General features: G+C 67.9%; 26 protein-coding genes. 3 read left to right on the top strand and 23 right to left on the bottom strand.

The features are described from left to right. Positions 1–116: 116 nt before the first annotated feature. Complete coding sequence (locus AB0N89_RS35755; RefSeq protein WP_364214333.1) at positions 117–890, bottom strand: enoyl-CoA hydratase-related protein; 774 nt, start codon at positions 888–890, stop codon at positions 117–119. Then, entirely contained in the window at positions 863–1,849 is a 987-nt protein-coding gene (locus AB0N89_RS35750; protein WP_364214330.1) for a helix-turn-helix domain-containing protein, read from the bottom strand. Before AB0N89_RS35750 ends, AB0N89_RS35755 begins: the two co-directional genes overlap by 28 nt. A gap of 72 nt (positions 1,850–1,921) precedes the next feature. Between AB0N89_RS35750 and AB0N89_RS35745 the strand changes: the two genes are divergently transcribed. Then, the gene (locus AB0N89_RS35745) at positions 1,922–2,485 is read left to right on the top strand and encodes a cysteine hydrolase family protein (RefSeq protein WP_364214327.1); all 564 of its coding nucleotides are present in this window, start codon (positions 1,922–1,924) and stop codon (positions 2,483–2,485) included. A gap of 100 nt (positions 2,486–2,585) precedes the next feature. Here the strand turns inward: AB0N89_RS35745 and ehuA are convergent, their stop codons facing one another. The 6 genes from ehuA to AB0N89_RS35715 all read right to left on the bottom strand — a co-directional run bounded on the left by ehuA (position 2,586) and on the right by AB0N89_RS35715 (position 8,403). Then, positions 2,586–3,350: an ectoine/hydroxyectoine ABC transporter ATP-binding protein EhuA gene (gene ehuA, locus AB0N89_RS35740; protein ID WP_364214324.1), complete on the bottom strand. Its 765-nt coding sequence runs from the start codon at positions 3,348–3,350 to the stop codon at positions 2,586–2,588. A gap of 7 nt (positions 3,351–3,357) precedes the next feature. Then, entirely contained in the window at positions 3,358–4,014 is a 657-nt protein-coding gene (gene ehuD / locus AB0N89_RS35735) for an ectoine/hydroxyectoine ABC transporter permease subunit EhuD (RefSeq protein WP_364214321.1), read from the bottom strand. Next, the gene (gene ehuC / locus AB0N89_RS35730) at positions 4,014–4,709 is read right to left on the bottom strand and encodes an ectoine/hydroxyectoine ABC transporter permease subunit EhuC (RefSeq protein ID WP_364214318.1); all 696 of its coding nucleotides are present in this window, start codon (positions 4,707–4,709) and stop codon (positions 4,014–4,016) included. Before ehuC ends, ehuD begins: the two co-directional genes overlap by 1 nt. Positions 4,710–4,722: 13 nt before the next feature. After that, positions 4,723–5,616, bottom strand: coding sequence for an ectoine/hydroxyectoine ABC transporter substrate-binding protein EhuB (ehuB, locus tag AB0N89_RS35725; RefSeq protein WP_364214315.1), 894 nt, complete (start codon positions 5,614–5,616; stop codon positions 4,723–4,725). A 117-nt stretch (positions 5,617–5,733) separates the two neighbouring features. Further along, the gene (locus tag AB0N89_RS35720; protein WP_364214312.1) at positions 5,734–7,755 is read right to left on the bottom strand and encodes a protein meaA; all 2,022 of its coding nucleotides are present in this window, start codon (positions 7,753–7,755) and stop codon (positions 5,734–5,736) included. A gap of 81 nt (positions 7,756–7,836) precedes the next feature. Next, positions 7,837–8,403, bottom strand: coding sequence for a hypothetical protein (locus tag AB0N89_RS35715; protein ID WP_364214309.1), 567 nt, complete (start codon positions 8,401–8,403; stop codon positions 7,837–7,839). A 157-nt stretch (positions 8,404–8,560) separates the two neighbouring features. Between AB0N89_RS35715 and AB0N89_RS35710 the strand changes: the two genes are divergently transcribed. Further along, positions 8,561–9,193: a LysE family translocator gene (locus AB0N89_RS35710; protein ID WP_364214306.1), complete on the top strand. Its 633-nt coding sequence runs from the start codon at positions 8,561–8,563 to the stop codon at positions 9,191–9,193. 92 nt (positions 9,194–9,285) lie between these two features. Here AB0N89_RS35710 and murA read toward each other — a convergent pair whose 3' ends face one another. Then, on the bottom strand, positions 9,286–10,560 hold the full coding sequence (gene murA, locus AB0N89_RS35705; protein WP_016336846.1) for a UDP-N-acetylglucosamine 1-carboxyvinyltransferase: 1,275 nt from the start codon (positions 10,558–10,560) through the stop codon (positions 9,286–9,288). A 61-nt stretch (positions 10,561–10,621) separates the two neighbouring features. Here murA and AB0N89_RS35700 point away from each other — a divergent pair, with 61 nt between their 5' ends. Then, positions 10,622–11,194 (top strand): cob(I)yrinic acid a,c-diamide adenosyltransferase, encoded by a 573-nt coding sequence (locus AB0N89_RS35700; protein ID WP_364214302.1) that lies wholly within the window; start codon positions 10,622–10,624, stop codon positions 11,192–11,194. A gap of 82 nt (positions 11,195–11,276) precedes the next feature. On the opposite strand, the gene AB0N89_RS35695 is transcribed toward AB0N89_RS35700, so the two are convergent. From AB0N89_RS35695 to AB0N89_RS35630, 14 genes are all read right to left on the bottom strand, one after another. Next, positions 11,277–11,429 carry a hypothetical protein gene (locus AB0N89_RS35695; protein WP_005150324.1) on the bottom strand — a complete coding sequence of 51 codons (153 nt, stop codon included), beginning with the start codon at positions 11,427–11,429 and terminating at the stop codon, positions 11,277–11,279. Between the two features lie 99 nt (positions 11,430–11,528). After that, positions 11,529–12,764 (bottom strand): 3-phosphoshikimate 1-carboxyvinyltransferase, encoded by a 1,236-nt coding sequence (gene aroA, locus AB0N89_RS35690; protein ID WP_364214300.1) that lies wholly within the window; start codon positions 12,762–12,764, stop codon positions 11,529–11,531. A 104-nt stretch (positions 12,765–12,868) separates the two neighbouring features. Then, positions 12,869–13,303, bottom strand: a complete 435-nt coding sequence (locus tag AB0N89_RS35685; RefSeq protein WP_191255119.1) for a DUF2550 domain-containing protein — start codon at positions 13,301–13,303, stop codon at positions 12,869–12,871. A 25-nt stretch (positions 13,304–13,328) separates the two neighbouring features. Beyond that, entirely contained in the window at positions 13,329–13,694 is a 366-nt protein-coding gene (locus AB0N89_RS35680; RefSeq protein ID WP_093938091.1) for a F0F1 ATP synthase subunit epsilon, read from the bottom strand. 114 nt (positions 13,695–13,808) lie between these two features. Next, the gene (gene atpD / locus AB0N89_RS35675; protein ID WP_364214296.1) at positions 13,809–15,236 is read right to left on the bottom strand and encodes a F0F1 ATP synthase subunit beta; all 1,428 of its coding nucleotides are present in this window, start codon (positions 15,234–15,236) and stop codon (positions 13,809–13,811) included. Then, a complete protein-coding gene (locus tag AB0N89_RS35670) occupies positions 15,236–16,174 on the bottom strand; it encodes a F0F1 ATP synthase subunit gamma (protein WP_364214293.1) in 939 nt (312 codons plus the stop codon). Before AB0N89_RS35670 ends, atpD begins: the two co-directional genes overlap by 1 nt. Before the next feature lie 11 nt (positions 16,175–16,185). Then, on the bottom strand, positions 16,186–17,823 hold the full coding sequence (atpA, locus tag AB0N89_RS35665; RefSeq protein ID WP_364214290.1) for a F0F1 ATP synthase subunit alpha: 1,638 nt from the start codon (positions 17,821–17,823) through the stop codon (positions 16,186–16,188). A 53-nt stretch (positions 17,824–17,876) separates the two neighbouring features. Beyond that, a complete protein-coding gene (locus AB0N89_RS35660) occupies positions 17,877–18,698 on the bottom strand; it encodes a F0F1 ATP synthase subunit delta (RefSeq protein WP_364214287.1) in 822 nt (273 codons plus the stop codon). A 6-nt stretch (positions 18,699–18,704) separates the two neighbouring features. Next, positions 18,705–19,259 (bottom strand): F0F1 ATP synthase subunit B, encoded by a 555-nt coding sequence (locus tag AB0N89_RS35655; protein ID WP_125673804.1) that lies wholly within the window; start codon positions 19,257–19,259, stop codon positions 18,705–18,707. Positions 19,260–19,292: 33 nt separating this feature from the next. Further along, positions 19,293–19,547 (bottom strand): F-type H+-transporting ATPase subunit c, encoded by a 255-nt coding sequence (locus AB0N89_RS35650; protein ID WP_007028330.1) that lies wholly within the window; start codon positions 19,545–19,547, stop codon positions 19,293–19,295. A 61-nt stretch (positions 19,548–19,608) separates the two neighbouring features. Next, entirely contained in the window at positions 19,609–20,406 is a 798-nt protein-coding gene (atpB, locus tag AB0N89_RS35645) for a F0F1 ATP synthase subunit A (protein WP_364214283.1), read from the bottom strand. Positions 20,407–20,785: 379 nt separating this feature from the next. Beyond that, positions 20,786–21,241, bottom strand: a complete 456-nt coding sequence (locus AB0N89_RS35640; RefSeq protein ID WP_364214280.1) for a hypothetical protein — start codon at positions 21,239–21,241, stop codon at positions 20,786–20,788. 56 nt (positions 21,242–21,297) lie between these two features. After that, on the bottom strand, positions 21,298–22,449 hold the full coding sequence (locus tag AB0N89_RS35635; RefSeq protein WP_191255127.1) for an MraY family glycosyltransferase: 1,152 nt from the start codon (positions 22,447–22,449) through the stop codon (positions 21,298–21,300). A gap of 88 nt (positions 22,450–22,537) precedes the next feature. Then, complete coding sequence (locus AB0N89_RS35630) at positions 22,538–23,188, bottom strand: L-threonylcarbamoyladenylate synthase (RefSeq protein WP_364214276.1); 651 nt, start codon at positions 23,186–23,188, stop codon at positions 22,538–22,540. Between the last annotated feature and the right edge of the window lie 186 nt (positions 23,189–23,374).

Here is a 23,374-nt window from a genome sequence, read left to right as displayed (position 1 = left end):
TCAACACCTGCGCCCGGGGCACCGCTCTGGGTAACGTAGGGGGTAGGTCATGAAAGGGTCGTTCAGGACGAAAAACGTCCTGAACGACCCTTTCATGACATCTGGACCAGGCGCGCTCAGTCCGGCCAGACCGGGGATCGTTTCTCCAGGAAGGCCGCCATCCCCTCCCTGGCCCCGGGGAGCTGCGACGCCGAAGCCATCACCTCCAGCGCCAGCGCGTAGGCGTCGGCCTCGGGCCGGTCCAGCTGCGCGTAGAGGGTTTGCTTCCCCATCGCCTTGCTCGCCCGGCTCCCGCGAGTAGCGCGCGCCAGCAAGGAGGCGACGGCCTCGTCCAGCGAATCGTCCGGCACCACGCGGTTCACCAGGCCCCAGTCCAGCGCGGTCGCGGCGTCGACGACGTCGCCGGTGAGCGCCAGTTCCATCAGCCGCTTCCGCCCGATCGAGCGGGCCACGGGCACCGCGGGGGTGTGGCAGAACCAGCCGCCCTTGCCGCCGGGCAGGGCGAACCCGGCGGACTCCGCGGCGACGGCGAGATCGCACGACGCCACCAGCTGGCAGCCCGCCGCGGTCGCGAGCCCGTGCACCCGCGCGACGACGACCTGCGGCACCGACTGCATCGTGCCCATCAGGTCCGTGCACAGTCTCAGCAGCTCACGGACGGCCATCAGGTCACGCGCGGCGACGTCGCCGAAGTCGTGGCCCGCCGAGAACACCGGTCCGGCGCCCGCGAGGACGATCCCGGTGGCGTCGGTGTCCCCGGCCTCGCGGAACGCCGCGAGCAGCTCGGCGAGGTGGTCCGCCGACAGCGAGTTCCGCCGCGCGGCGCGGTTCATGGTGACGGTGACGGTATCGCCGTCCCGCTTCACGAGGATGTGCTCGTACTCGGCCATGCTTCGACGGTAACCGACCGGAACGTCCGGCGATACGAATCGGGTCCGACGCCGACGTCGGCGCGGAGCCGTCGCCGCAGGTTGGCGGCGGTGCCGAGCCCGGAGCGCTGCGCGACCCGCTCGACCGGGAGCTCCGTCGTCTCCAGCAGCCGCCGCGCGAGCCGCACCCGCTGCGCGCGCAGCCAGCGTCCCGGCGTCACCCCGGTCGCCGCGGCGAACTCGCGATGGAAGGTCCGCTCGCTCAGCCCCGCGTGACCGACGAGGTCTTCGACGCCGATGTCGTCCGCGATCCGCTCCAGCGCCCAGTCCATTGTGGACGAAACACTCGGCCGCGACGGCTTGGGCGGCAACGGGTTGTCGACGTACTGCCGCTGGCCGCCCTCCCGCGCGGGCGGCATCACGAGCCGTCGGGCGAGAGCGGCCGCGACCTCGGCTCCGTGATCGCGCCGCACCAGGTGCAGGCAGAGATCGAGCCCGCCGACCACGCCGGCGGACGTCAGCACGTCACCCTCGTCGGTGAACAGGACGTCCCGCTGGACGACAGCGTCGCGAGCGGCGGTTTCGAGGGCATCCAGCAGCCGCCAGTGCGTGGTGACGGACCGGCCGTCGAGCAGCCCGGCCGCGGCGAGGGTGAAGGCGCCGGAGCACAGCGACGCCACGGTGATCCCGGCCCGGTGCGCCTTGCGCAACGCGGCGACGGCGGCCGCGGGCACCTCGGCGTGCGGATCGACCCGGCCGGGCACGAGGACGAGGTCGCAGCCCTCCAGTCCGCTCAGCCCATGAGTCGCCACGACCTGGCCGAACGGGTGGCTGGCGACCCGGCCGCGGCCGGGCGCGCAGAGCCGGACGTCGAAGGGGCCGATGCCGCTGTCGGTCCTGTCCACGCCCCAGACCTCGCCGATCACGCCCAGATCGAAGGACCGGCTGCCTGGCAGGAGGAGCACACCCACGGTTCGCATGGCAGGAAAGTACCGCATCGCGCGTCTTCTGCCACTCCCGTTCTGCCCACCGGACACACGAGACTCGGAGCCATGACCACTGAGAACAACAAGGCCCTGCTCGTGATCGACGTCCAGCGCGGCTTCGACAAGCCCGTCTGGGGCCCTCGCAACAATCCCGGCGCGGAGGCCAACATCAAGGCGCTCGTCGACGCCTGGCAGGACCGCGGGCTGCCGATCGTGCTGGTGCACCACGACTCCGTGAAGCCCGGCTCGTCGCTGAACCCCGGCCAGGAGGGCAACCACTTCAAGCCCGAACTCGACGGCGTGCGCGCGGATCTGGTGTTCGGCAAGAAGGTCAATTCGGCCTTCCACGGCGACATCGATCTCGACGGCTGGCTCAAGACCCGCGGCATCACGTCGTTCGTGCTCGCCGGCATCCAGACGAACTTCTGCTGCGAGACCACCGCGCGCGTCGGCGGGAACCTCGGCTACGACGTGACCTTCGCGCTCGACGCCACGTTCACCTTCGACCTCGCCGGGCCGGACGGGAGTGTCCTCACGGCCGACGAACTGTCCAAGGCGACCGCGACGAACCTGCACGGCGGCGGGTTCGCCACGGTCACCTCGACGAAGGAGATCCTGGCGAGCCTTTGAGACCGGCGGAGAGGCGTGGGTCAAGTGGGTCGTGAGTGGCGATTCGTGTTCTAACCCGAATCGCCACTCACGACCACCTGTACCGACGCCGCAGCCGCCCTCAGGCCCGGTCGATCACCGCTTTGAGGAACCGCCGCGTCCGGTCGTGCTCCGGATCGTTGAACAGCTTCTCCGGCGCGGCGTCTTCCAGCACTTGCCCCTCGTCGAACATCATCACCCGGTCCGACACGTCCCGCGCGAACTGCATTTCGTGCGTGACGCAAAGGATCGTGATCTCCGTGGACGTCGCGATCTCGCGCAGCACGCGCAGGACGTCGGCGACCAGTTCCGGGTCGAGCGCCGAGGTCACCTCGTCCAGCAGCAGCACGTCCGGCCGCATCGCGAGCGCGCGGGCGATCGCGACACGCTGCTGCTGACCGCCGGAAAGCCGGGTGGGATGCGCGTCCTTCTTGTCCGCGAGTCCCACCATTTCCAGCAGTTCGACGGCCCGTGCCTCGGCTTCGTCCCGGGGGACGCCGAGCGAGCGGATCGGCGCCTCGGTGATGTTGCGCAGCACGTTCATGTTGGGGAACAGGTTGAACTGCTGGAACACCATGCCGATCCGCTTGCGCACCTCCCGCAGGTGCTTCTCGTCCGCGGGCACCAGCTTGCCGCCGTGCTTCCGATGGCTCAAGTAGTCGCCGCGGACCTCGATGGTGCCGCCGTCGACCTTCTCCAGGGTCATCAGCAGCCGCAGGATCGTCGTCTTGCCGGACCCGCTCGGCCCGATCAGCGAGACGAATTCCCCCGGCGCGACGGTGAAATCGAGGTCCCGCAGCACGACGTGGTCGCCGAAGGACTTGACCACCTGCGAAAACCGGATCATCGGGGAATCAACTGTGGGCGGCACGGCGCTCCAACCTTCTCACCAGAATCGAAGCCGGCAGGCTCACCAGCAGGAACAACACCCCGGCCAGGGTGTACGGCTCGGTGACGCGGAACGTGTCGGCGCCGACCTCCTTCGCCCTCGCCAGCACGTCGACGACGCCGATCGCCAGCAGCAGCGGGGTTTCCTTGAACATCGAGATCGTGTAGTTGCCGAGCGCGGGCAGCACCCTCGGCACCGCTTGCGGCAGGACCACCGCGGTCCACACGCGAGACCTCGGCAGGTTCAGCGCGGTCGCCGCCTCCCACTGTCCTTTCGGGACTGCTTCGATCCCGGCCCGGTAGACCTCGGCGGCGTAGGTCGCGTAATGCACGCCGAGCGCGATGACGCCGGTGACGAACGGGGACAGCGTCATCCCGCCCACCGGCTGGATCACGTAGTAGAGGACGAACACCTGGATCAGCAACGGCGTACTGCGAACGGCTTCGATGAATAGCAGAACCGCCTGGGACAGCACGGGAATCCCCGTCCGGCGGATCAGCGCGAACACCAGCCCGAGCACGTACGCGACCACCGAGCCCAGCAGGGTGATCTCGACGGTGACGAGAAGCCCTTCCAGCAGCAGGGGAACCGAATTCGCGGCCGCTTCCCAGCTCCAGTCCATCAGACACCTCCCGCGGTGGCCGCCATCTTGGCCGGGGCCCGGCCGAGACGTCGTGCCGCGAACCGTTCCAGCAGCCGCATCCCGCTGGTGATCAGCAAGGCGAGCAGGAGATAGAGCACGAGTTCGGTGCCGTAGATCCAGCCGAGTTCGGCGCCGAACACCGGCCGCAGCAGTTCACCCTGGCGCGCCATCTCCGGGACCGCGATGAACGACAGCAGGGCGGTGCTCTTCAGCAACTGGATGAAGAGATTGTTGAACGGTGGCAGCATTTCCGCGAACGCCTGCGGCAGGATCACCCGCCGCATCCGTTGCGCGGGCGACAGATTGAGCGCGACGGCGCCCTCGAACTGGGCCCGTGGCACGGAATTCACCGCACCGCGGACGATCTCCGCGCCGTAGGCCCCGTGGTTGAGCCCCAGCACCAGGATCCCGGCGAACATCGGCACGAGCTGGAAGCCGACCAGCACCGGGAGGACGAAGTACAGCCAGAACAGCTGGACGACTTCCGAGGTGCCACGGAAGATCTCGACGTAGACGCGGGAGATCCCGCGCACCACCCGGGACGGCGATCTCAGCGCGAGCCCGGCGACCAGGGAGAGCACCACGGTGAGCGCGATCCCGCCGAGTGCCGCGGTGACGGTCGCGGTCAGTCCACTGAGGACGGTCGTGATGATGTGCGATACCGACGACGACATGACGCCAGCCCCATCACACCGCGCAGAGTTTCTCAGTGGTCACATCGGCCTTCGGCAGGTTGTCCGCCGAGAAGCCGAACGGCGTCACGATCTTGGTCCATTCGCCGCTGTCGTGCAGCTTCTTGAGTTCGGCGTTGAACGCCTCGCGCAGCGGGTTGTCGTCCTTGCGGAAGACGAACGCGCCGGCGGAGACCACCGGCTTCCCGTCCTTGATCGGATCGAAGCCCGGCGTCACTTCCGCCGCCGCGCCCGGGCTCTTCGCCAGGACGTCCTTGAGGGAGATGTCGGTGAGCGCGGCGCAGTAGACCCGGCCGTCGGTGACCGCGCGGAGCATGTTGTCCTGCGAATCGAGGGTGACGATCTGGTCCTCGGCGACCCCGGAATCGGTGGCATACCCCTTTTCCACCGCCGCCGACAGCACGGCGACCTTGACCTTCTTGGCCGCGATGTCCTCGAACTTCAGTACCTTCTGCGGATTTCCCTTGGGTACCAGCAAAGCCGTCAGTGCCGAGTAGTCGGGGATCGAGAAGGCGGCCGCGTCGCACCGCTCCTTCTTGATGTTCATCCCGGCGGCGACGATGTCGTACTTCCTGGCGTTGAGCGCGGGGATCAACTGGTCGAAAGAGACCGCTTCGGCTTCCACGTTGTCGATGCCCATGGCCTTGAAAACGGCGCGCGCGACTTCGGGCGCCTCACCGGTGACCTTGCCGCTCTGGTCCGTGAATCCGTACGGCGCTTCGTTCGCGATTCCGATTTTGATCTTCTTCGCGTCTTTCGCCGCCTGCAACGCGTCTCCCGAGGACGTCGATGTGCACGCGGACAACAGAACCGGGCCGCCGATCGTCACCGCCCCCAGAACCGCGGACCGCCGGAAGAATTCCCGCCTCGACCACTCGCCGTGCGCCATGGGGGCACCTCTTTTCGATTAATCGGTTTAATCGAAACGTAGGTGGGCACCCATGACCGGGCAGTGTGAGCGGGTGACGAACCATCCGCTGTTACGGTACCGAGATTTACGGTGACTTTACGTGCTCAGACCGTGGCGCTCCCGCACCAATCCGACAATCCCGTCCATGATGTCGGTGAGTTCGTAGTCCTTCGGCGTGAACACCTTCGCGATTCCCCGCTCCAGCAGGAGCTTCTCGTCGTCGGGCGGGATGATGCCGCCGACGATGACCGGGATGTCGCCCGCGCCCGCGTGCCGCAGCCCGTCCACGACCTGCGGCACGACTTCGAGATGCGAACCCGAAAGCACCGAAAGCCCGACCACGTGCACGCCCTCCTGGACGGCGGCCGCGACGATCTGTTCCGGGGTGAGCCGGATTCCCTGGTACACCACCTCGAAACCGACGTCGCGCGCCCGCACGGCCACCTGCTCGGCGCCGTTGGAATGCCCGTCGAGACCGGGTTTCCCGACCAGGATCCGCAGTCGTTCCCCGATCTCGGTGCTCGTCGTCTTGACCCTGTCGCGGACCCGGCGGATCTCCTCGTCGCCCTCGCCCGCGGCCGCCGAAGCGGAAACCCCGGTGGGAGCACGGTATTCGCCGAACACCTCGCGCAGCGCCCCCGACCATTCACCGGTGGTGACCCCGGCGCGGGCGCAGTCGATCGTGGCCTCGAACAGGTTCCGCGAGGTCTTCGCGATGGCCTTCAGGTTCTCCAGCGCCGACTCGGCGGCCGCGTTGTCGCGGTGCGAACGCCATTCCTCGATCGCGCTGACGGCCTGCTTCTCGACGGCGGGATCGATCGTTTCGATCGCCTTGGCGCCTTCGCTCTGCAGCGGGGAGGGTTCGGTGGTCTCGAACTTGTTGACCCCGACCAGGATCCGCTCGCCGTTCTCCATGCCGCGCCGGTATTCCGCGAGCGACGCGACCAGCTGCGACTTCATGTAGCCGCTTTCGACGGCCGCGACCGCGCCGCCGAGGTCCTGCACCCGCGCGATCTCCTCACGCGCGCCCGCCTTGATCTCGTCGACCTTGGCCTGGATGACGTGCGAGCCGTCGAAGATGTCCTCGTACTCCAGCAGGTCGGTCTCGAAGGCCAGCACCTGCTGCATCCGCAGCGCCCACTGCTGATCCCACGGCCGGGGCAGGCCGAGCGCCTCGTTCCAGGCGGGCAGCTGGATCGCGCGCGCCCTGGCGCCGCGGGAAAGGGAGACCGCGAGCATCTCCAGCACGATGCGCTGGACGTTGTTCTCCGGCTGCGCCTCGGTCAGGCCCAGCGAGTTGACCTGGACGCCGTAGCGCAGCCGCCGCGCCTTCGGATCCGTCACGCCATAACGTTGCGCGGTGAGTTCGTCCCAGAGCTCGGTGAACGCGCGCATCTTCGACATCTCTTCGACGAACCGCACACCCGCGTTGACGAAGAACGAGATCCGCGCGACCACCTTGGCCATGTCGGCCTGCTCGACCTGCCCGGAATCCCGGACGGCGTCGAGGACCGCGATGGCGGTGCACAACGCGTACGCGACCTCCTGCGTCGGCGTCGCGCCGGCTTCCTGGAGGTGGTAGCTGCAGATGTTGATCGGGTTCCACTTGGGCACGTGGTGCACGGTCCACGCGATCATGTCGGTGATCAGGCGGAGGCTCGGGCCCGGCGGGAAGATGTACGTGCCGCGGGAAAGGTATTCCTTGATGATGTCGTTCTGCGTGGTGCCGGTGAGCTTGGCGAGCACCTCGTCGACGTCACGCCCTTCGGCCTCGGCCTGCTCGCGCGCCACGGAGACGTAGAGCGCCAGCAGCCACATGGCGGGCGCGTTGATCGTCATCGACGTGTTGGCCTCGGCGAGCGGGATGCCGTCGAAGAGCCGCCGCATGTCGCCGATGTGCGAGACCGGGACGCCGACCTTGCCGACCTCGCCCTTGGACAGCTGATGGTCCGGGTCGTAGCCGGTCTGCGTGGGCAGGTCGAAGGCGACGGAAAGGCCGGTCTGTCCCTTGGCGAGGTTGCGCCGGTACAGCTCGTTGGACGCGGCCGCGGACGAGTGGCCCGCATAGGTCCGCATCACCCAGGGACGGTCCCGTTCACGGTCCGTGGGATAGGGCACGGTACACCTCCGGCGCTGGACGACCGCCTGAGTGTACCGGCCGGTAACATCGGTCGACCAGTTGAATCGAACACAGTCGGGTCATTCTCCGGCCATCGACCCCTGACGCTGTCGTGCCTCGTCAACGGCTTTCGCGAGCTTCTCCCGCACCTTCGCCACCTCGCTGACACCCACGAGGATGACCGGCGGTTCGCGGTCCTTCCCGGAGCCAGCGCCGAAGTTGGCCGACGCCCACGCCAGCACGCCGAGCCTGCCGAACGTGATCGTCCCGGTCTTGCCGGGGCCCGGGGTGACGACCGGATCCGCGAGCCCGGCGAGCTCCGCCGAGTCCTCCTTGCGGCGGATCAGCGAACTGGTCGCGATGACCCGGCCGTCCGTCACGGCGTAGGTGGTCGAGGCGAGCCTGAGGTAGCGGATCAGCGGCCTGCCGACGAGGTGGAACACTCCCGCGGCGGTGAGCACGGCCCACGCGGCCTTGAGGAACGCCGTCTCGTGGTTGCCGGAGAAGAACAGCGTGACCCCGCCGAGCAAGAGCAGGCCGGCGGGGACGTTGAAGTAGTCGCCGGGATTGAAGAGGGGCCTGCGCACCGGCTGTCCGGCCCAGATGACCCGTTCGCCTGGAAGGAGGTCGATCTGCCCCTCATGCATGGCACCGCACACTACTCGCCGTTCCCGGGAGGGGGCAGCGTCCGATCGTCGGTCGCGCGACGGGCCCACCGGCGCTACCGCTTGCCCCGAGTGGGTCGTGACCCTGGCACTGTGACCGAAATCCGCGAGACTCGCCCGTACACGGCGGCTAGCGTGGGTGACCGTGACGTGGAGTTCGTACAGCAGCTATCTGGTCATCGTCGTGTTGATCGTCCTCGCGCCGGGGCCGGACACGATGGTGATGCTCAAGAACTCGCTGTCCGGCGGCACCCGCGGCGGATTCCTGACCACGGCGGGGATCTTCGTGGCCAACTCGGTCCAGGGCACCGCCGCCGCGCTCGGTCTCGGCGTCGTCATCGCGCAGTCCCAGCCGGTGTTCGTGACGCTCAAATGGGTCGGCGCCGCCTACCTGGTCTTCCTCGGTTTCCAGGCGCTGCGCGGCGCGTGGCGCGGCGACTACTCCGGGGTCACGGCGGTGAAGCAGCAACGGACGAGCGGGTTCCGCCGGTTCCGTGAAGGCTTCCTCTCCAACATCACCAACCCGAAGGTCCTCGTGCTGTACCTGTCGGTGCTGCCGCAGTTCCTCGACCCGGTGACGACGTCGGCGTGGCACGCGCTGCTGCTCGCGTACACCGTCGCGGTGCTGGGCGCGATCTGGCTGCTGACGCTGCTGTTCTTCGTGCACCGTGTGCGGACCTGGCTGGAACGCCGCCAGGTCCGCCGCGCGCTCGACGGCGTCACCGGAACCGCGCTGGTCGGTTTCGGCGCCGCCCTGGTGCTGGAAAGCTAGGCTCGCACGGCTTCACCTGAAGTCCGTGAAGGCCTCCTTGAGGGACTCTGGGTCCCTCAAGGAGGCCTTCACGGACCGTGAGCCGGAGGCCGTCAGGCCCGCTCGGGTTCGCCCGCGACGCGCTCGATCCGCGCGCCGAGACGGTTCAGGTTCTCCACGAAATGCGGGTAGCCGCGGTCGATGTGGAAGACGTCCCAGACCTCGGTGACGCCGTCCGCGCACAGCCCGGCCAGCACCAGCCCGGCGCCGGCGCGGATGTCCGCGGCCCACACCGGAGCGCTCGACAGCTTCTCGACACCGCGGACGACGGCGTGGTGCCCGTCGGTCCGGGCGTCGCCGGAAAGCCGCATCATCTCTTCGATGAACCGGAACCGGGCCTCGTAGATGTTCTCCGTGATCATCGACGTGCCTTCGGACACCGCCGAAAGCGCCACCGCGAACGGCTGCAGGTCGGTCGCGAAACCGGGGTACGGCAGCGTCACCCAGTCGACCGCCTTCGGGCGCTCGTTCTGGACGATCCGGAAACCCTTGTCGTCGAACGTCTCGACCTCGGCGCCCGCCAGGCGGAGCTTGTCGAGGACGAGGTCGAGGTAGTGCGGGTTGACGCCGCGGACGGTCAGGTCGCCCCGGGTCATCGCGGCGGCGAACGCCCAGGTCGCGCCGACGATCCGGTCGCCGATCACGCGGTGCTCGGTCGGGTGCAGCTTCTCGACGCCCTCGACGGTCAGGGTCGAGGTGCCCGCGCCCTCCACCTTCGCGCCCATCTCGGTCAGCATCGTGCAGATGTCGACGATCTCGGGCTCGCGCGCGGCGTTGTCGATGACCGTGGTGCCCTCGGCGAGCACGGCGGCCATCAGGATGTTCTCGGTCGCGCCGACGCTCGGGAAGTCCAGCCAGATCTGCGCGCCGCGCAGGCCGTCGGCCTTCGCCACGACGCAGCCGTGCTCGATGGTGCTGGTGGCGCCCAGCTTGCGCAGGCCGTTCTGGTGCATGTCCAGCGGCCGCGAGCCGATGGCGTCGCCGCCCGGCAGCGCCACGACGGCCTGCTTCAGCCGTCCGACCAGCGGACCCAGCACGCAGACCGACGCGCGCAGCTTGCCCATCGCGGCCGAATCGGCCCGGTGGGACAGTTCGGCAGGCGTGGTGATCTTGGCGGTGTCGCCGTCGATGACGACGTCGCAGCCGACGCTGCGCAGGACGTCACCCATCAGCGGGACGTCCAGGATCTGGGGGCAGTTCGTGATGGTCGTCGTACCCTCGGCCAGCAGTGCCGCGGCCATCAGTTTCAGGACGCTGTTCTTCGCCCCGACCACGTCGACCTCGCCGACCAGTCGTGCTCCGCCGTGCACGTCGAAGTGCTCGCTCATGGGCGCCAATCATGCCCTCTCGCCCGGATTTGCCTCACGCCGGGCCGGTAGAGTCGGCTTCATGGTCGTTCGCATCAACCGCGTGTACACGAAGGTCGGCGACAACGGCACCACGGCGCTCGGCGACGGCTCCCGCGTGCCGAAGACCTCGCCGCGGCTGGCCGCGTACGCCGACGTCGACGAAGCCAACTCCGTCATCGGGCTCGCGCTCGCGATGGGTGGTCTGTCCGAGGAAATCGCGCAGGTGCTGCGTGGGGTGCAGAACGATCTCTTCGACGTCGGCGCGGACCTGTGCGCGCCGATCGTGGAGAACCCGCCCTACGAGCCGCTGCGGATCACCGAGCGGTACATCGAGCGGCTGGAAGGCTGGTGCGACGAGTTCAACGAGCGCGTCCCGAAGCTGACGTCGTTCATCCTGCCGGGTGGCACGCCGGGGGCGGCGTTCCTGCACCAGGCCCGCACGGTCGCGAGGCGGGCGGAGCGCTCCGGCTGGGCGCTGTACGAGGCCGAGCAGGCCACGACCAACCAGCTGGCGATCAAGTACCTGAACCGGCTTTCGGACCTGCTTTTCATCCTGTCGCGGCTGGCGAACCCGGACGGCGACATCCTGTGGCGGCCCGGCGGCGCGAGCTGACCGACGCGATTCGGCACCTGCTCGCGGTCGTCGCTCGCGCAAGTACCGCCAACAGGTGCCGAATCGTGTGAGGGGGCCGGGTTCAGCCCTGTTCCTGTGCCGCCCAATAACGCTCGAGGTCGACGTCGGGCGTGCCGTCCTTGCCCGGGTCGATCGCCTTCATCGTGATCGTGTCCTCCAGGGACACGGACTCGGGAAGGTGGCTCCAGCGGTTCGTGTCCTCGCTCTGAGTCATGGAGGGAGAATAGACGCGGATCACGGGGAAAGCCGGGTAGAAATGCCGGTTCGTGATGATCCCATGTTTCCGCGTGCGGCATTCAGAGGACGAAACGCGTCAGAGACCCCAAGAGCCCCGAAGCGCGGCTAAAGCGTCGTGGAAGCCCGGGAAGGTCTTCTTCACGCAACCCGGTTCGTCCAGCGTGATCCCGGGCGTGCGCAACCCCGTGACGCTGAACGCCATCGCGATCCGGTGGTCCCGCCGGCATTTCACCAGGGCCCCCGTCGGCACTCCCGGCCGGATCTCGATCCAGTCCCGTCCGGTCTCGACCGAGACGCCCATCGCGCGCAGGTTCTCCTCGCACGCGGCCAGCCGGTCGCATTCCTTGATCCGGGTGTTGTAGACGTCCTCGATCCGCACCGGCCCGTCCGCGAACGGCGCGATGGCCGCGAGCGTCGGCACGGTGTCGGAGATGTCGCGCATGTTCACGGTGACGCCGCGCAGCCCGCCCGTCCCGGTCACGGTCACGGCGCCGGGGCCGACCTCGACGTCCGCACCCATCTGCCGCAGGACCTCGACGAAGGCCAGATCGCCCTGCAGAGCGCCTTCGCCCAGGCCCGGCACGGTCACGGACTTCCCGGTCAGGGCCGCCGCCGCGAAGAAGTAGCTCGACGTCGACGCGTCGGGCTCGATCTCGTAGCGGCAAGCCCGGTACGGCGTGGGCGGCACGACGAACGTGTCGCCGTCCCGGACGACCTCGACGCCGAAACGCCGCATCATCGCGATGGTGATCTCGACATAGGGCACCGAAACGAGATCGGTGACGGTGATCCGCAGTCCCTCCGCGGTCAGCGGCCCGACCAGCAGCAACGCGGTCAGGAACTGTGAGGACAACCCCGCGTCCAGCGTCAGTTCGCCGCCCTTGATCCCGGCGGCCCGCACCACCAGCGGATGGTGCCCCGGCTCGCCTTCGAAGGTCAGGTCGACGCCCAGTTCGAGCAGCGCGTCGGTGAGCGGGCCCAGCGGCCGGGCGCGCATCTGTTCGGACGCGTCGAAGCGGAAGATCCCGTGCCCGGCGGCGGCCAGGGCGGGGAGGAAGCGCGCGGTGGTGGCGCCGTCACGGCAGAAGACGTCGGCGCTGTCGACGGCGGGGCCTTCGGGCCTGCCTGAGATGGTCCACTCCGATTCGGAGCGGGAAACCTGATAGCCGAGCTTGAGAAGGCCCTCGGCGAAGCCTTCGGAATCATCCGAACGCAGCGGCCTGCTCAGCACGGTCGTGCCGTGGGCGGCGGCCGCGAGGAACAGGCCTCGGGCGGTGATCGACTTCGAACCGGGGATGTCGACGATGGTCACGGCGTGAGCATACGGCGTGCTCGAATAGCGAACTCGCGTGATCGAAGGCGGAACTCGCGTGATCAGAGGCGCGACACGTGTGATCAGACGGACGACACGTGTGATCAGGAAGCGCGCGGGAGACGACGGCCCGGAGGGGCGGATTCGAGCCAGGAAAGAAAGCCGGTGAGGGCGCCGGGGCCCATCGCGATCTCGATCGCCTCCTGCGTGGCGGACTCGCACCGCAGGACGATCGAACCTTCGGGGACGGCGTACGCCTCCGTGCCGGAGGGATCGCGCCGGTCCGCGATCTCCATGCTCGCCCGCTGGAAGACCCGGTCCGGGCCGGTCCGCAGGCTCCACACCCGGAACCAGACGAACTCGTCGCCCTCGTAGCGGCCCAGCCCCAGATGCCAGCTGGACCGCGCCTCGTCCGGACGCCACCGCAGCGCGACGCTCACGCCACCACCGCGGCGCATCCGGACCCACCGCAACGAATACCAGGCCACGACGACGGCCAGGATGATCAGGGCCCCGAGAACACCCACGGCGATTTCCACGGCCCGGCCCCTGCCCGTCGCCCGGTCAGACCGACTGACCGGCCGCGCGAAGCTGGGCGGTCGCCCTAGCCCGCTCTTGCTCGTCTTCGCCGCCGAGCGCCTTCTTGGCCGCCTCGACGTCGATCTCGTCCGAAAGCTCGGCGCTCTCGGCGAGGATGCTCACGCCGGTCGCGGTGACCGACAGGAAACCGCCGTGCACCGCGGCGCACACGGTCTCGCCGTCCGTGGTCGTCACCTTCACGACGCCACCCTCGACGAGCTGGCCCAGAACCGGCTCGTGACCGGCCATGATGCCGATCTCGCCCTCGGTGGTCTGAGCCACCACGAACGTGGCGGTACCGGACCAGAGACGGCGCTCGACGGCTACCAGCTCGACAGAAATCTCAGCCACGTAGCTTCCCTTCACCTCAGGTGCTGGCACCGAGTGTAATAGTCAAGGTTCCCTGTATGCGAACGACGGGACCAGCGTCCACAGTAGACACTGATCCCGCCGCTCATCGGAACATCACTTCTTGGTGATTTCCTTGTACTTCTTCTCGAGGTCTTCGAGGCCACCGATACCCAGGAACGCCTGCTCCGGGTAGTGGTCGAAGTCGCCCTTGGTGATGCGGTCGAAGGACTCGATGGTCTCCGACAGCGGCACGGTCGAGCCCGGGATCTGCGTGAACGCCTCGGCGACCAGCATGTTCTGCGACAGGAACCGCTCGATGCGGCGCGCGCGCTGAACGGTCAGCTTGTCCTCTTCCGACAGCTCGTCCATACCGAGGATCGCGATGATGTCCTGCAGCTCCTTGTACTTCTGCAGGATCCGGATGACCTCGGAGGCCACGCGGTAGTGGTCCTCACCGACGATGGCCGGGTCGAGAATGGTCGACGTCGACGCCAGCGGGTCCACCGCCGGGAAGATGCCCTTCTGGAACACGCCACGCGAAAGCTCCGTGGTGGCGTCCAGGTGGGCGAACGTCGTCGCCGGGGCCGGGTCGGTGTAGTCGTCCGCGGGGACGTAGATCGCCTGCATCGAGGTGATCGAACGACCACGGGTCGAGGTGATCCGCTCCTGGAGCTGACCCATCTCGTCCGCCAGCGTCGGCTGGTAACCCACGGCCGAAGGCATGCGGCCCAGCAGGGTCGACACCTCGGAGCCGGCCTGGGTGAACCGGAAGATGTTGTCGATGAAGAGCAGCACGTCCTGGTTCTGCACATCGCGGAAGTACTCCGCCATGGTCAGCGCGGACAGCGCGACCCGCATACGGGTGCCCGGCGGCTCGTCCATCTGGCCGAAGACGAGGGCGGTGTCGTTGATGACGCCGTCCTCGGACATCTCCAGGAAGAGGTCGTTGCCCTCACGGGTGCGCTCGCCGACACCGGCGAACACCGAGGTACCACCGAAGTTCCGGGCGACACGGGTGATCATCTCCTTGATGAGCACCGTCTTGCCGACGCCGGCACCGCCGAACAGGCCGATCTTGCCACCCTCGACGTACGGGGTCAGCAGGTCGACGACCTTGAGGCCGGTCTCCAGCATCTTCGTCTTGCCTTCGAGCTGGTCGAAGGAAGGCGGGTTGCGGTGGATGCCCCAGCGCTCGAGGTCGTCGCCGTAGCCGGGCTCGTCGAGACACTCGCCGAGCGCGTTGTAGACGTGGCCCTTGACCTTGTCGCCGACCGGCACCGTGATGGGGCCGCCGGTGTCGGTGACCTCGGCACCACGCACCAGGCCGTCCTGCGGCTGGAGCGAGATGGTGCGGACGAGGTTGTCACCGAGGTGGCTGGCGACCTCGAGGGTCACCGTCTTGCGCAGCTGCTCGAACTCGATTTCGACCTTGAGCGCGTTGAACTGGTCGGGAACGGCACCGCGCGGGAATTCGACGTCGACGACCGGGCCGGTCACCGAGACGATGCGCCCCTTGGCACGCGGGGTTTCAGTACTGGTCATCAGTCATCACTTCCTGCTGCGGTCAGCGCGTTCGCGCCACCGACGATTTCGGAGATCTCCTGGGTGATCTGCGCCTGGCGGGCCTGGTTCGCCTCCCGCGTCAGCGTGTTCACCAGCTCGTTCGCGTTGTCCGACGCCGCCTTCATCGCGGTGCGGCGGGCCGCGAGTTCGGACGCCGCCGACTCGAGCATCGCCGCGAAGATCCGCGTGTTGATGTACTTCGGCAGCAACGCGGAGAGCAGCTTTTCGGCACTGGGCTCGAACTCGTAGCTCGGGAGCAGGCTTTCGGGCTTCTCTTCGCCGTCCTCGGTGTACTCGACCTCCAGCGGCGCGACACGCTTGGCTGTCGGACGCTGGGTGAGCATCGAGACGAACTCGGTGTAGACGACATGGATCTCGTCGACACCCAGGATGCCGTCGGCGTTGCCCGCCTCGTCGTCGGCGCCGTTCAGGAACGACTCGACGATGAGCTCACCGGCTGTCGAGGCGTTGACGTAACCGGGCTGGTCGGAGAAGCCCGTCCAGCCTTCGGTCACCTCGCGGCCGCGGAACCGGTAGTAGCTCAGGCCCTTGTTGCCGGTCACGTACAGCACCGGCTCCTTGCCCTGTTCACGCAGCAGCGTGAGGAGCTCCTCGGTCGCCTTCAGCACGTTGGAGTTGTATCCACCGCACTGGCCCTTGTCGCTGGTGATCACGAGGACCGCCGCGCGCTTCGGGTTCGGGCGCTCGACCAGCAACGGGTGGTCGAGGTTGGCCGAGGCGCCGGCCAAGGCCGAGAGCACGTTCGTGATCTCGTCCGAGTAGGGCCGGGACGCCGCGACCTTCGCCCGCGCCTTGGTGATGCGCGCGGTCGCGATGAGCTCCATCGCCTTGGTGATCTTGCCGATGGACTTGGTCGCCTTGATACGCGACCGGAGTTCACGGAGTTGTGCGGCCATGGACTACCAGCTCACTTCTTCGGCGCGGGCTTGTTGACCTTGACGGTCTCCTGCCCGACCTTCTCGGCGTCCATCGCGTCGGAGACCTCGACGAGGCTCTTGCCCTCGGCGGTGGTGAACTCCTTCTTGAACTCGTTCACCGCGTCGACCAGCCCGGAAGCGGTCTCGTCGGAGAACTTGCCCGACTCGCGGATGTCCTTGAGGAGCTCGCCGTGCTTGCGACGCGCGGAGTCGATGAACTCGTCACGGAAGCGGCGCACGTCCTCGGTCGGGACAGAGTCGAAGTGACCGTTCGTGCCGAGGTACACCGTGACGACCTGCTCCTCGACCGGGATCGGGGAGTACTGGGCCTGCTTGAGCACCTCGTACAGGCGGACACCACGTTCGAGCTGCGCCTTCGACGCGTCGTCGAGGTCCGAGGCGAAGGCCGCGAAGGCCTCCAGCTCGCGGTACTGCGACAGGTCGATACGGAGCGAACCCGAAACCGACTTCATCGCCTTGACCTGCGCGGCACCACCCACGCGGGAAACCGAGATACCCACGTCGATGGCCGGGCGCTGACCGGCGTTGAACAGGTCCGACTGGAAGAAGCACTGTCCGTCGGTGATCGAGATGACGTTGGTCGGGATGTACGCCGACACGTCGTTCGCCTTGGTCTCGATGATCGGGAGGCCGGTCAGCGAGCCCGCGCCCAGCTCGTCCGAGAGCTTGGCGCAACGCTCGAGGAGACGGGAGTGCAAGTAGAAGACGTCGCCGGGGAAGGCTTCACGGCCCGGCGGGCGACGCAGCAGCAGCGAGATCGCGCGGTACGCGTCGGCCTGCTTGGTCAGGTCGTCGAACACGATGAGGACGTGCTTGCCCTCGTACATCCAGTGCTGGCCGATGGCCGAGCCGGTGTACGGCGCGATCCACTTGAAGCCGGCCGAGTCCGACGCGGGGGCCGCGACGATGGTGGTGTACTCCATCGCGCCGGCGTCCTCGAGGGACTTCTTCACGGCGGCGATCGTGGAGCCCTTCTGGCCGACCGCGACGTAGATGCAGCGAACCTGCTTCTTCGGGTCGCCGGTCTCCCAGTTGGCCTTCTGGTTGATGATCGTGTCCACCGCGACGGCCGTCTTGCCGGTCTTGCGGTCACCGATGATCAGCTGACGCTGGCCACGGCCGATCGGGGTCATCGCGTCGATCGCGGTGATACCGGTCTGCAGCGGCTCGGCCACCGGCTGGCGCTCGACCACCGAAGCGGCCTTGACCTCCAGCGGGCGACGCTCGGTGGTCTCGATCTCGCCGAGGCCGTCGATCGGGGCGCCCAGCGGGTTCACGACGCGGCCGAGGTAGCCCTCGCCGACCGGAACCGAGAGGACCTGACCGGTCCGCTTGACCTGCTGGCCTTCGACGACGCTCTCGAAGTCACCGAGGATCGCGGCACCGATGGAGCGCGCGTCCAGGTTCAGCGCGACGCCGAGGACCCCGCCGGGGAACTCGAGCAGCTCGTTGGCCATGGCCGAGGGCAGGCCCTCGATGTGGGCGATACCGTCACCGGCGTCGACGACGACGCCGACCTCTTCCCGGCTCACGTCCGGGGCGTAACTCGAGACGTAGTTCTCGATCGCGCTACGGATCTCATCCGAGGAGATCGTCAGCTCCGCCATTTCAATCCCGCTCTCGCTTCGTTCGTGCCAGTGTGCAAAGTCGTTGTTGTGGGTCAGCTAGCCAGCCGGCGACGCAGGGCGTCGATGCGCCCCGCGGTGCTGCCGTCGATGACCTCGTCGCCGACGCGGACCACGAGTCCGCCGCCGAGCTTGGGGTCCACCTCGACGTGCAGCGCGAGCTGCCGCCCGTAAAGGGCGTTGAGCTTCTCGCTCAGCCGAGCCTGCTGCTCGTCGGACAGCGCGCTCGCGCTGGTCACCTGGGCGACCGAGCGTTCACGGCGTTCCGCGGCCAGCTGGACCAGCCGCTCGAGGGCGTTGGCGACCCCGCGGCCCTTGGCGCGCAGGACGACCTGCTCGACGAGGGTCTCGGTGACCACGTCCACCTTGTCGGCGAACAGGGTGCGGACGAGAGTCCGCTTCGCCTCGGCGGGAGCGGCCAGGTCGGACAGTGCCCGTTCGAGCTCCGGGGCGCCCGCAACGATACGAGTGACCCGGAACAGCTGGTCTTCGACAGCGTCGATGTTCCCGGACTTCTCCGCACTGGTGAGCAGCGCCGAGCGGCCGAGGGCCTCGAGCCCGTCGGTCAGTTCGCGCGGGCTCGACCAGCGGCTGCCCGCCACGGAGTCGAGCACCTGCAGGGCCGGTTCGGAAACCTTGCCCGCGAGGATCCCGCGGGCGAGGCCGATCCGGGCTTCGGACGAGGACGAACCGTCGGCGACGGCCCGGCGCAGGCCGATCTCCCGGTCCAGCAGGGCGACGACCGAAAGCAACTCGTCGCCGACCGTCGCCGGGTCCGTACCCGCGGCGGCCAGAACCTCGCCGAGACGATTCTCGGCGAGGTCGAGCGCTTCACGGCTCGCAGCATGCAGCGTCATTCTGGTCTACTTTCCCGCTCCGTTGGAGGCACCCGCGGTCTCCAGCTCGGCAAGGAACCGGTCCACGGTGCCGTGACGGCGCGCGTCGTCCGCGAGCGACTCGCCGACGATGCGGCTGGCCAGCTCGACGGAGTTACGGCCGAGTTCGGCGCGCAGCTCGGCGATGATCTGCGCCTTCTGGGCCTGCAGCTGAGCCTGGCCCTGGGCGACGATGCGCTGGGACTCGGACTCCGCCTCGGCCCGCAGCTCCGCCTTGATCTGCTCGGCTTCGAGCCGGGCGTCGTCGCGGATCTTCGCGGCCTCGGAACGGGCTTCCGCCAGCTGCGCCTTGTACTGCGCAAGGTTTTCTTCGGCTTCGGCCTGCGCCTTCTCGGCTCGCTCGATGCCACCCTCGATCAGCTTGGTCCGCTCTTCGTAGGTCGCCTCGAAACGGGGAACGACGTACTTCTTCAGAACGAACAGCAGCAGAAGGAAGGCGATGAACCCGAGGATGAGCTCGGGAACGTGCGGCACGATCGGGTTGGGCGCTTCAGCCGCCAACACCAATTCGGTCTTCAGCACAACGTCTCCTTAAGCGATGAGCGGAACTCAGTCTTAGACGGAGGCGAGGAAGTAGATGACGATACCGATCAGCGCCAGAACCTCGGTCAGAACGAAGGTCGAGAAGGCGATGCTCTGCAGCTTGCCCTGGGCCTCCGGCTGACGGGCGGTGCCGTTGATGACCGCGGCGAAGATCAGACCCACACCGATACCGGGGCCGATCGCGCCGAGACCGTAGCCGATGGCGGCGAGACCCGGGTTGATGTTGGTAGCGGCCTCGGCAGCCTGCGCAAGAACGATGTTGCTCACGTGCGTTTCCCTTCAAACTCGGTCCGCGCGACTCACGCGGATCGGGGGCTTTTGGTTTTTCTCAGTGCTCCGACGCCAGCGCGGCGCCGATGTAGCCTGCGGACAGCAGTGCGAAAATGTATGCCTGCAGGACCTGGATGAATGCCTCCAGGAACGTCATCGCGATGGCGAAGAGGAATGCCACCGGCGACGCGGCCTTGACGATGCCTTCACCGTCGGTCAGCAGGAAGCTCCCGCCGAGCGTGAAGACCATGATGATGAGGTGACCGGCGAACATGGCAGCGAACACCCGGATGGCCAGGGTGGCCGGCGCGATGAAGAACTTCTGCGCGAACTCGATGGTGGAGTACAACGGCAGAACGAACCCGGGAATACCCGCGGGCGCCAGTTCCTTCTTCAGGTAACCCTTGAAACCGTGGCGCTTGAACCCGACGTAGTGGTACACCGGGTAAACGACAAGGAACGCGAGAGCGACCGGGAAGCCGATTCGCGCCATCGTCGGGAACTGGAAGAACGGGATGATCCCGAAGATGTTGTTCACCAGCACGAAGCTGAACAGGCCGAGCACGAGCGGGATGTACGGCTTGAAGTCGGCCGAGCCGATCTGCTCACGCGCGATGTTGTTCCGGCCGAAGTTGTAAAGCGATTCGGCGATGAACTGTCCCTTGCCGGGGACGACCTTCAGCTTGCGCGAGGACAGCATGAAGTAGGTGACGAGGATGATCAGGGAGATGACCACCAGCAACATCGGCTTGGTGAAGCTCAACCAATAGCCGGAGCCGAACAACGGCGGTAGGTTGAAGTCTTTGACGCCAGGCGGCGTGAACTCCGCACCCTCGGCTAGTACCAGCGCGCCCACTGGGCTCCTTCCGGTTCTCCCGGCCGGCGTTCACTCCGCCGGGGGAATCGTCACGATCTGGACTTAACGTACCCGACACGTATCGGGCCGTCGGAGGCGGCCACCCCACGATGTGCTGAACACGGTTTCACGTTCCGCACACGAGGATTCTCGATGCAGTGCTCCCGGGAGACAGACGCCTACCAGCGGGTAATGAGGGACGATTCAACACCGTCGCCACACTGCTGTTCGGGGTTCGTCATCAGGAGCCGGCAGCCGAGGCCGCCGCCCATACGCGGACCATATCAGCAGGATCCGACGGGCCGTACAGGCGTACTACATTGCCACCGATCGGCCGAGGACCTAGGTCCCGTCCCAGGTCAGGACCTCGGTCCCGGGATCAGCGGGAAGCGGGGATGATCGTCGGGATCTTGGTCTTGCGGAAGGCCGCGAACTCCACCGCGGCGGCCACGAGAATGGCGACGATCATGGTGACGCCCAAGGCCATCGGATGGATGGACGACACCCCGCGAAGCAGGGTCAGGGCCGCGAAAAGGACGACGATCTTGAGCACGTAACCACCGAGAGCGATCACCATCACGAACATCGGGTCCATGCCCGCGCTGAAGCGCATGAGGCCCAGCGTCGCGATCGCGGACACGATGGCGAGCACGCCGCCGATCACCGAGCCGAGCAGGCCCGGGAGTCCATTGAGGATGGTGAAGACCACGATGCAGATCAGCACCGCCGGCGGGACCAGCTTCAGCGAAGCCTTCATCATCGCGTTGGCCGCCTGCAGAACCACCTTGGCGTGGGGGTTCTCCTCCGCCTCGACGGTCTTCTCGGTCTCGCTCACAGAAAGCTCCCTGGTCGTCTCAGCCTGCCAGTGTAGGCGCGCACGGATCGCATCGTTCACGCAGTCCGGTTCCGCGACCGCAGCCGCGGGATGATCGACACCAGAGTCGCCAGCAGGAAACCGAATCCGACAATCCAGAAAACCGCGGCGTCGTCGAACAACGTCACCGACACGGCACCGAACGCGAGCAGGCCCGCCCACAAGTAGATGAGCAGCACCGCGCGGCGCTGGGAGTGCCCGATCTCCAGCAGGCGGTGGTGCAGGTGCATCTTGTCCGCCGCGAACGGGCTCTCGCCGCGCCGGGTGCGGCGGATGACGGCCATGATCAGGTCGAGCAGCGGCACGAACAGCACCGCCGCGACCACGACGAGCGGCGAGAGCAGCGCGAGCGCGTCCTTGCCGCTGAACTGCGGATACGGCACGCGGCCCGACGCGGACGTCGTCGCCCCGGCCAGCATGAGGCCGATCATCATCGAGCCCGAGTCGCCCATGAAGATCTTCGCGGGCTGGAAGTTGTACGGCAGGAAGCCCAGACAGGCCCCGGCGAGCGTGGCGGCGATGAGGGCGGGCGGGTACGCGCCGACGTCACCGCCCGAGGAGTCGAGCAGGCCGAGTGAGAACGAGCAGGTCGCCGCGGCGGCGATGAAGCCGAGTCCGCCGGCGAGCCCGTCGAGCCCGTCGACGAAGTTCATCGCGTTGACCATGACGACCACCAGCACGACGGTCAGCAGCGCGCCCTGGTTCTTGTCCAGCACCAGCACCTGGCCGAACGACTCGCCACCGCCGCCCCACGGCACCCAGAACGACACCCACTGCACACCGAAGATCACCAGGATCCCGGCGCACATGACCTGGCCCGCCAGTTTCGTCCAGGCGTCGAGCTCGAACCGGTCGTCGAGCGCGCCGATCAGCGAGATGACGCCCGCGGCGAGCAGGACGCCCAGCGAGTCGAACGAGAAGTCGAAGCCGCGGCTCAGCGCGGGCAGCTGGTGCGCGAGCCCCATCGCGGCGGCGACGCCCAGGAAGATGCCGATGCCACCCATGCGCGGGATCGGGGTGACGTGGACGTCGCGGGCCCGCGGGTTGGCGATCGCGCCGATCCGGATGGCCACCCGGCGCACCACGCCGGTGAGCAGGAAGGTAACGGCCGCCGCGGTGAGGGCGACGAGGATGTACTCCCGGATCGGGAGGCCTTGCGTGGGAGGCATGATCGCGTTACGCCGCCGAGGTCCAAGTCACTCGAACACGCTACCGCGCTAGGGGGATACGGCGGCCGAGGGTACTGGTACTCGTGGACTAGGCGAGTGACTCCGCGGGTACTCCCAGTACTTCCGCGACGGCGGCGCGGCTGACCGCGCCCTCGCGCAGGACGACCGGGTCGTCGCCGGTGAGGTCGACCATCGTGGACGGGACGGGCTCGCCGGACGAGCCGCCGTCGAGGTACACCGCGACGCTGTCGCCGAGCTGGTCGACCGCTTCCTCCGCGGTGGTGGCGGGCGGACGGCCGGACACGTTCGCGCTGGACACCGCCATCGGGCCGACGTCGCGCAGCAGTTCCAGCGCGACCGGGTGCAGCGGCATGCGCAGCATCACCGTTCCACGCGACTGGCCCAGATCCCACTGCAGGCTCGGGGCATGCGGGAGGATGATCGAGAGGTCGCCGGGCCAGAAGGCCTCGATGAGCGCGCGGGCCTGCGGCGGCGTGCCGAGCACGAGTCCGTCCACAGTGGACCAGGAGCCGACCAGGACGCCGACCGGCATGTCCGGGCCGCGGTTCTTGGCCCGCAGGAGGGACTGGACGGCGCCGCCGTCGAAGGCGTCCGCGCCGATGCCGTAGACCGTGTCGGTCGGGAGGACCACGAGTCGGCTGGAGCGCACCGCGCTCGCCGCCGCGGCGAGCCCGTCGGCCCGGGATTCGTGCTTGCTGCAGTCGTACACCGCGCTCATGGCAGATGAGCGTAGCCCTGTGGGCTTTCGGAGTTCGCCAAGGTGCCCGTCCGGTGCGCGAAGCGCTCCCCCAGCGCAGCTTTCGCCCCGCGCCCCGTCTGCCGGCTTCGGGGTGTCGCGAAAGCCACTTTCGCGACCTCAGCTGGGGCGGTAGTGGGGTTCACGACCAAGGGGGGGGGTTGCGGG

Origin of the sequence: Amycolatopsis sp. NPDC089917 (assembly GCF_040684635.1) — a bacterium.
In the GTDB taxonomy this organism is placed as follows: Bacteria; Actinomycetota; Actinomycetes; order Mycobacteriales; family Pseudonocardiaceae; genus Amycolatopsis.
Note: the sequence above shows the minus strand (reverse complement) of the source record. Positions and strands in the feature narration are given on the sequence as shown.

Bases quoted from the DNA above. Each gene is read 5' to 3' on its own strand.
- AB0N89_RS35715 (WP_364214309.1), bottom strand. From the start codon at position 8,403: ATGCATGAGGGGCAGATCGACCTCCTTCCAGGCGAACGGGTCATCTGG.
- AB0N89_RS35750 (WP_364214330.1), bottom strand. From the start codon at position 1,849: ATGCGAACCGTGGGTGTGCTCCTCCTGCCAGGCAGCCGGTCCTTCGAT.
- atpD (WP_364214296.1), bottom strand. From the start codon at position 15,236: ATGACCAGTACTGAAACCCCGCGTGCCAAGGGGCGCATCGTCTCGGTG.
- AB0N89_RS35660 (WP_364214287.1), bottom strand. From the start codon at position 18,698: ATGACGCTGCATGCTGCGAGCCGTGAAGCGCTCGACCTCGCCGAGAAT.
- AB0N89_RS35745 (WP_364214327.1), top strand. From the start codon at position 1,922: ATGACCACTGAGAACAACAAGGCCCTGCTCGTGATCGACGTCCAGCGC.
- AB0N89_RS35700 (WP_364214302.1), top strand. From the start codon at position 10,622: ATGGTCGTTCGCATCAACCGCGTGTACACGAAGGTCGGCGACAACGGC.
- ehuA (WP_364214324.1), bottom strand. From the start codon at position 3,350: ATGATCCGGTTTTCGCAGGTGGTCAAGTCCTTCGGCGACCACGTCGTG.
- AB0N89_RS35695 (WP_005150324.1), bottom strand. From the start codon at position 11,429: ATGACTCAGAGCGAGGACACGAACCGCTGGAGCCACCTTCCCGAGTCC.
- AB0N89_RS35635 (WP_191255127.1), bottom strand. From the start codon at position 22,449: ATGCCTCCCACGCAAGGCCTCCCGATCCGGGAGTACATCCTCGTCGCC.
- AB0N89_RS35755 (WP_364214333.1), bottom strand. From the start codon at position 890: ATGGCCGAGTACGAGCACATCCTCGTGAAGCGGGACGGCGATACCGTC.
- AB0N89_RS35630 (WP_364214276.1), bottom strand. From the start codon at position 23,188: ATGAGCGCGGTGTACGACTGCAGCAAGCACGAATCCCGGGCCGACGGG.
- atpA (WP_364214290.1), bottom strand. From the start codon at position 17,823: ATGGCGGAGCTGACGATCTCCTCGGATGAGATCCGTAGCGCGATCGAG.
- AB0N89_RS35670 (WP_364214293.1), bottom strand. From the start codon at position 16,174: ATGGCCGCACAACTCCGTGAACTCCGGTCGCGTATCAAGGCGACCAAG.
- ehuC (WP_364214318.1), bottom strand. From the start codon at position 4,709: ATGTCGTCGTCGGTATCGCACATCATCACGACCGTCCTCAGTGGACTG.
- murA (WP_016336846.1), bottom strand. From the start codon at position 10,560: ATGAGCGAGCACTTCGACGTGCACGGCGGAGCACGACTGGTCGGCGAG.
- ehuD (WP_364214321.1), bottom strand. From the start codon at position 4,014: ATGGACTGGAGCTGGGAAGCGGCCGCGAATTCGGTTCCCCTGCTGCTG.
- ehuB (WP_364214315.1), bottom strand. From the start codon at position 5,616: ATGGCGCACGGCGAGTGGTCGAGGCGGGAATTCTTCCGGCGGTCCGCG.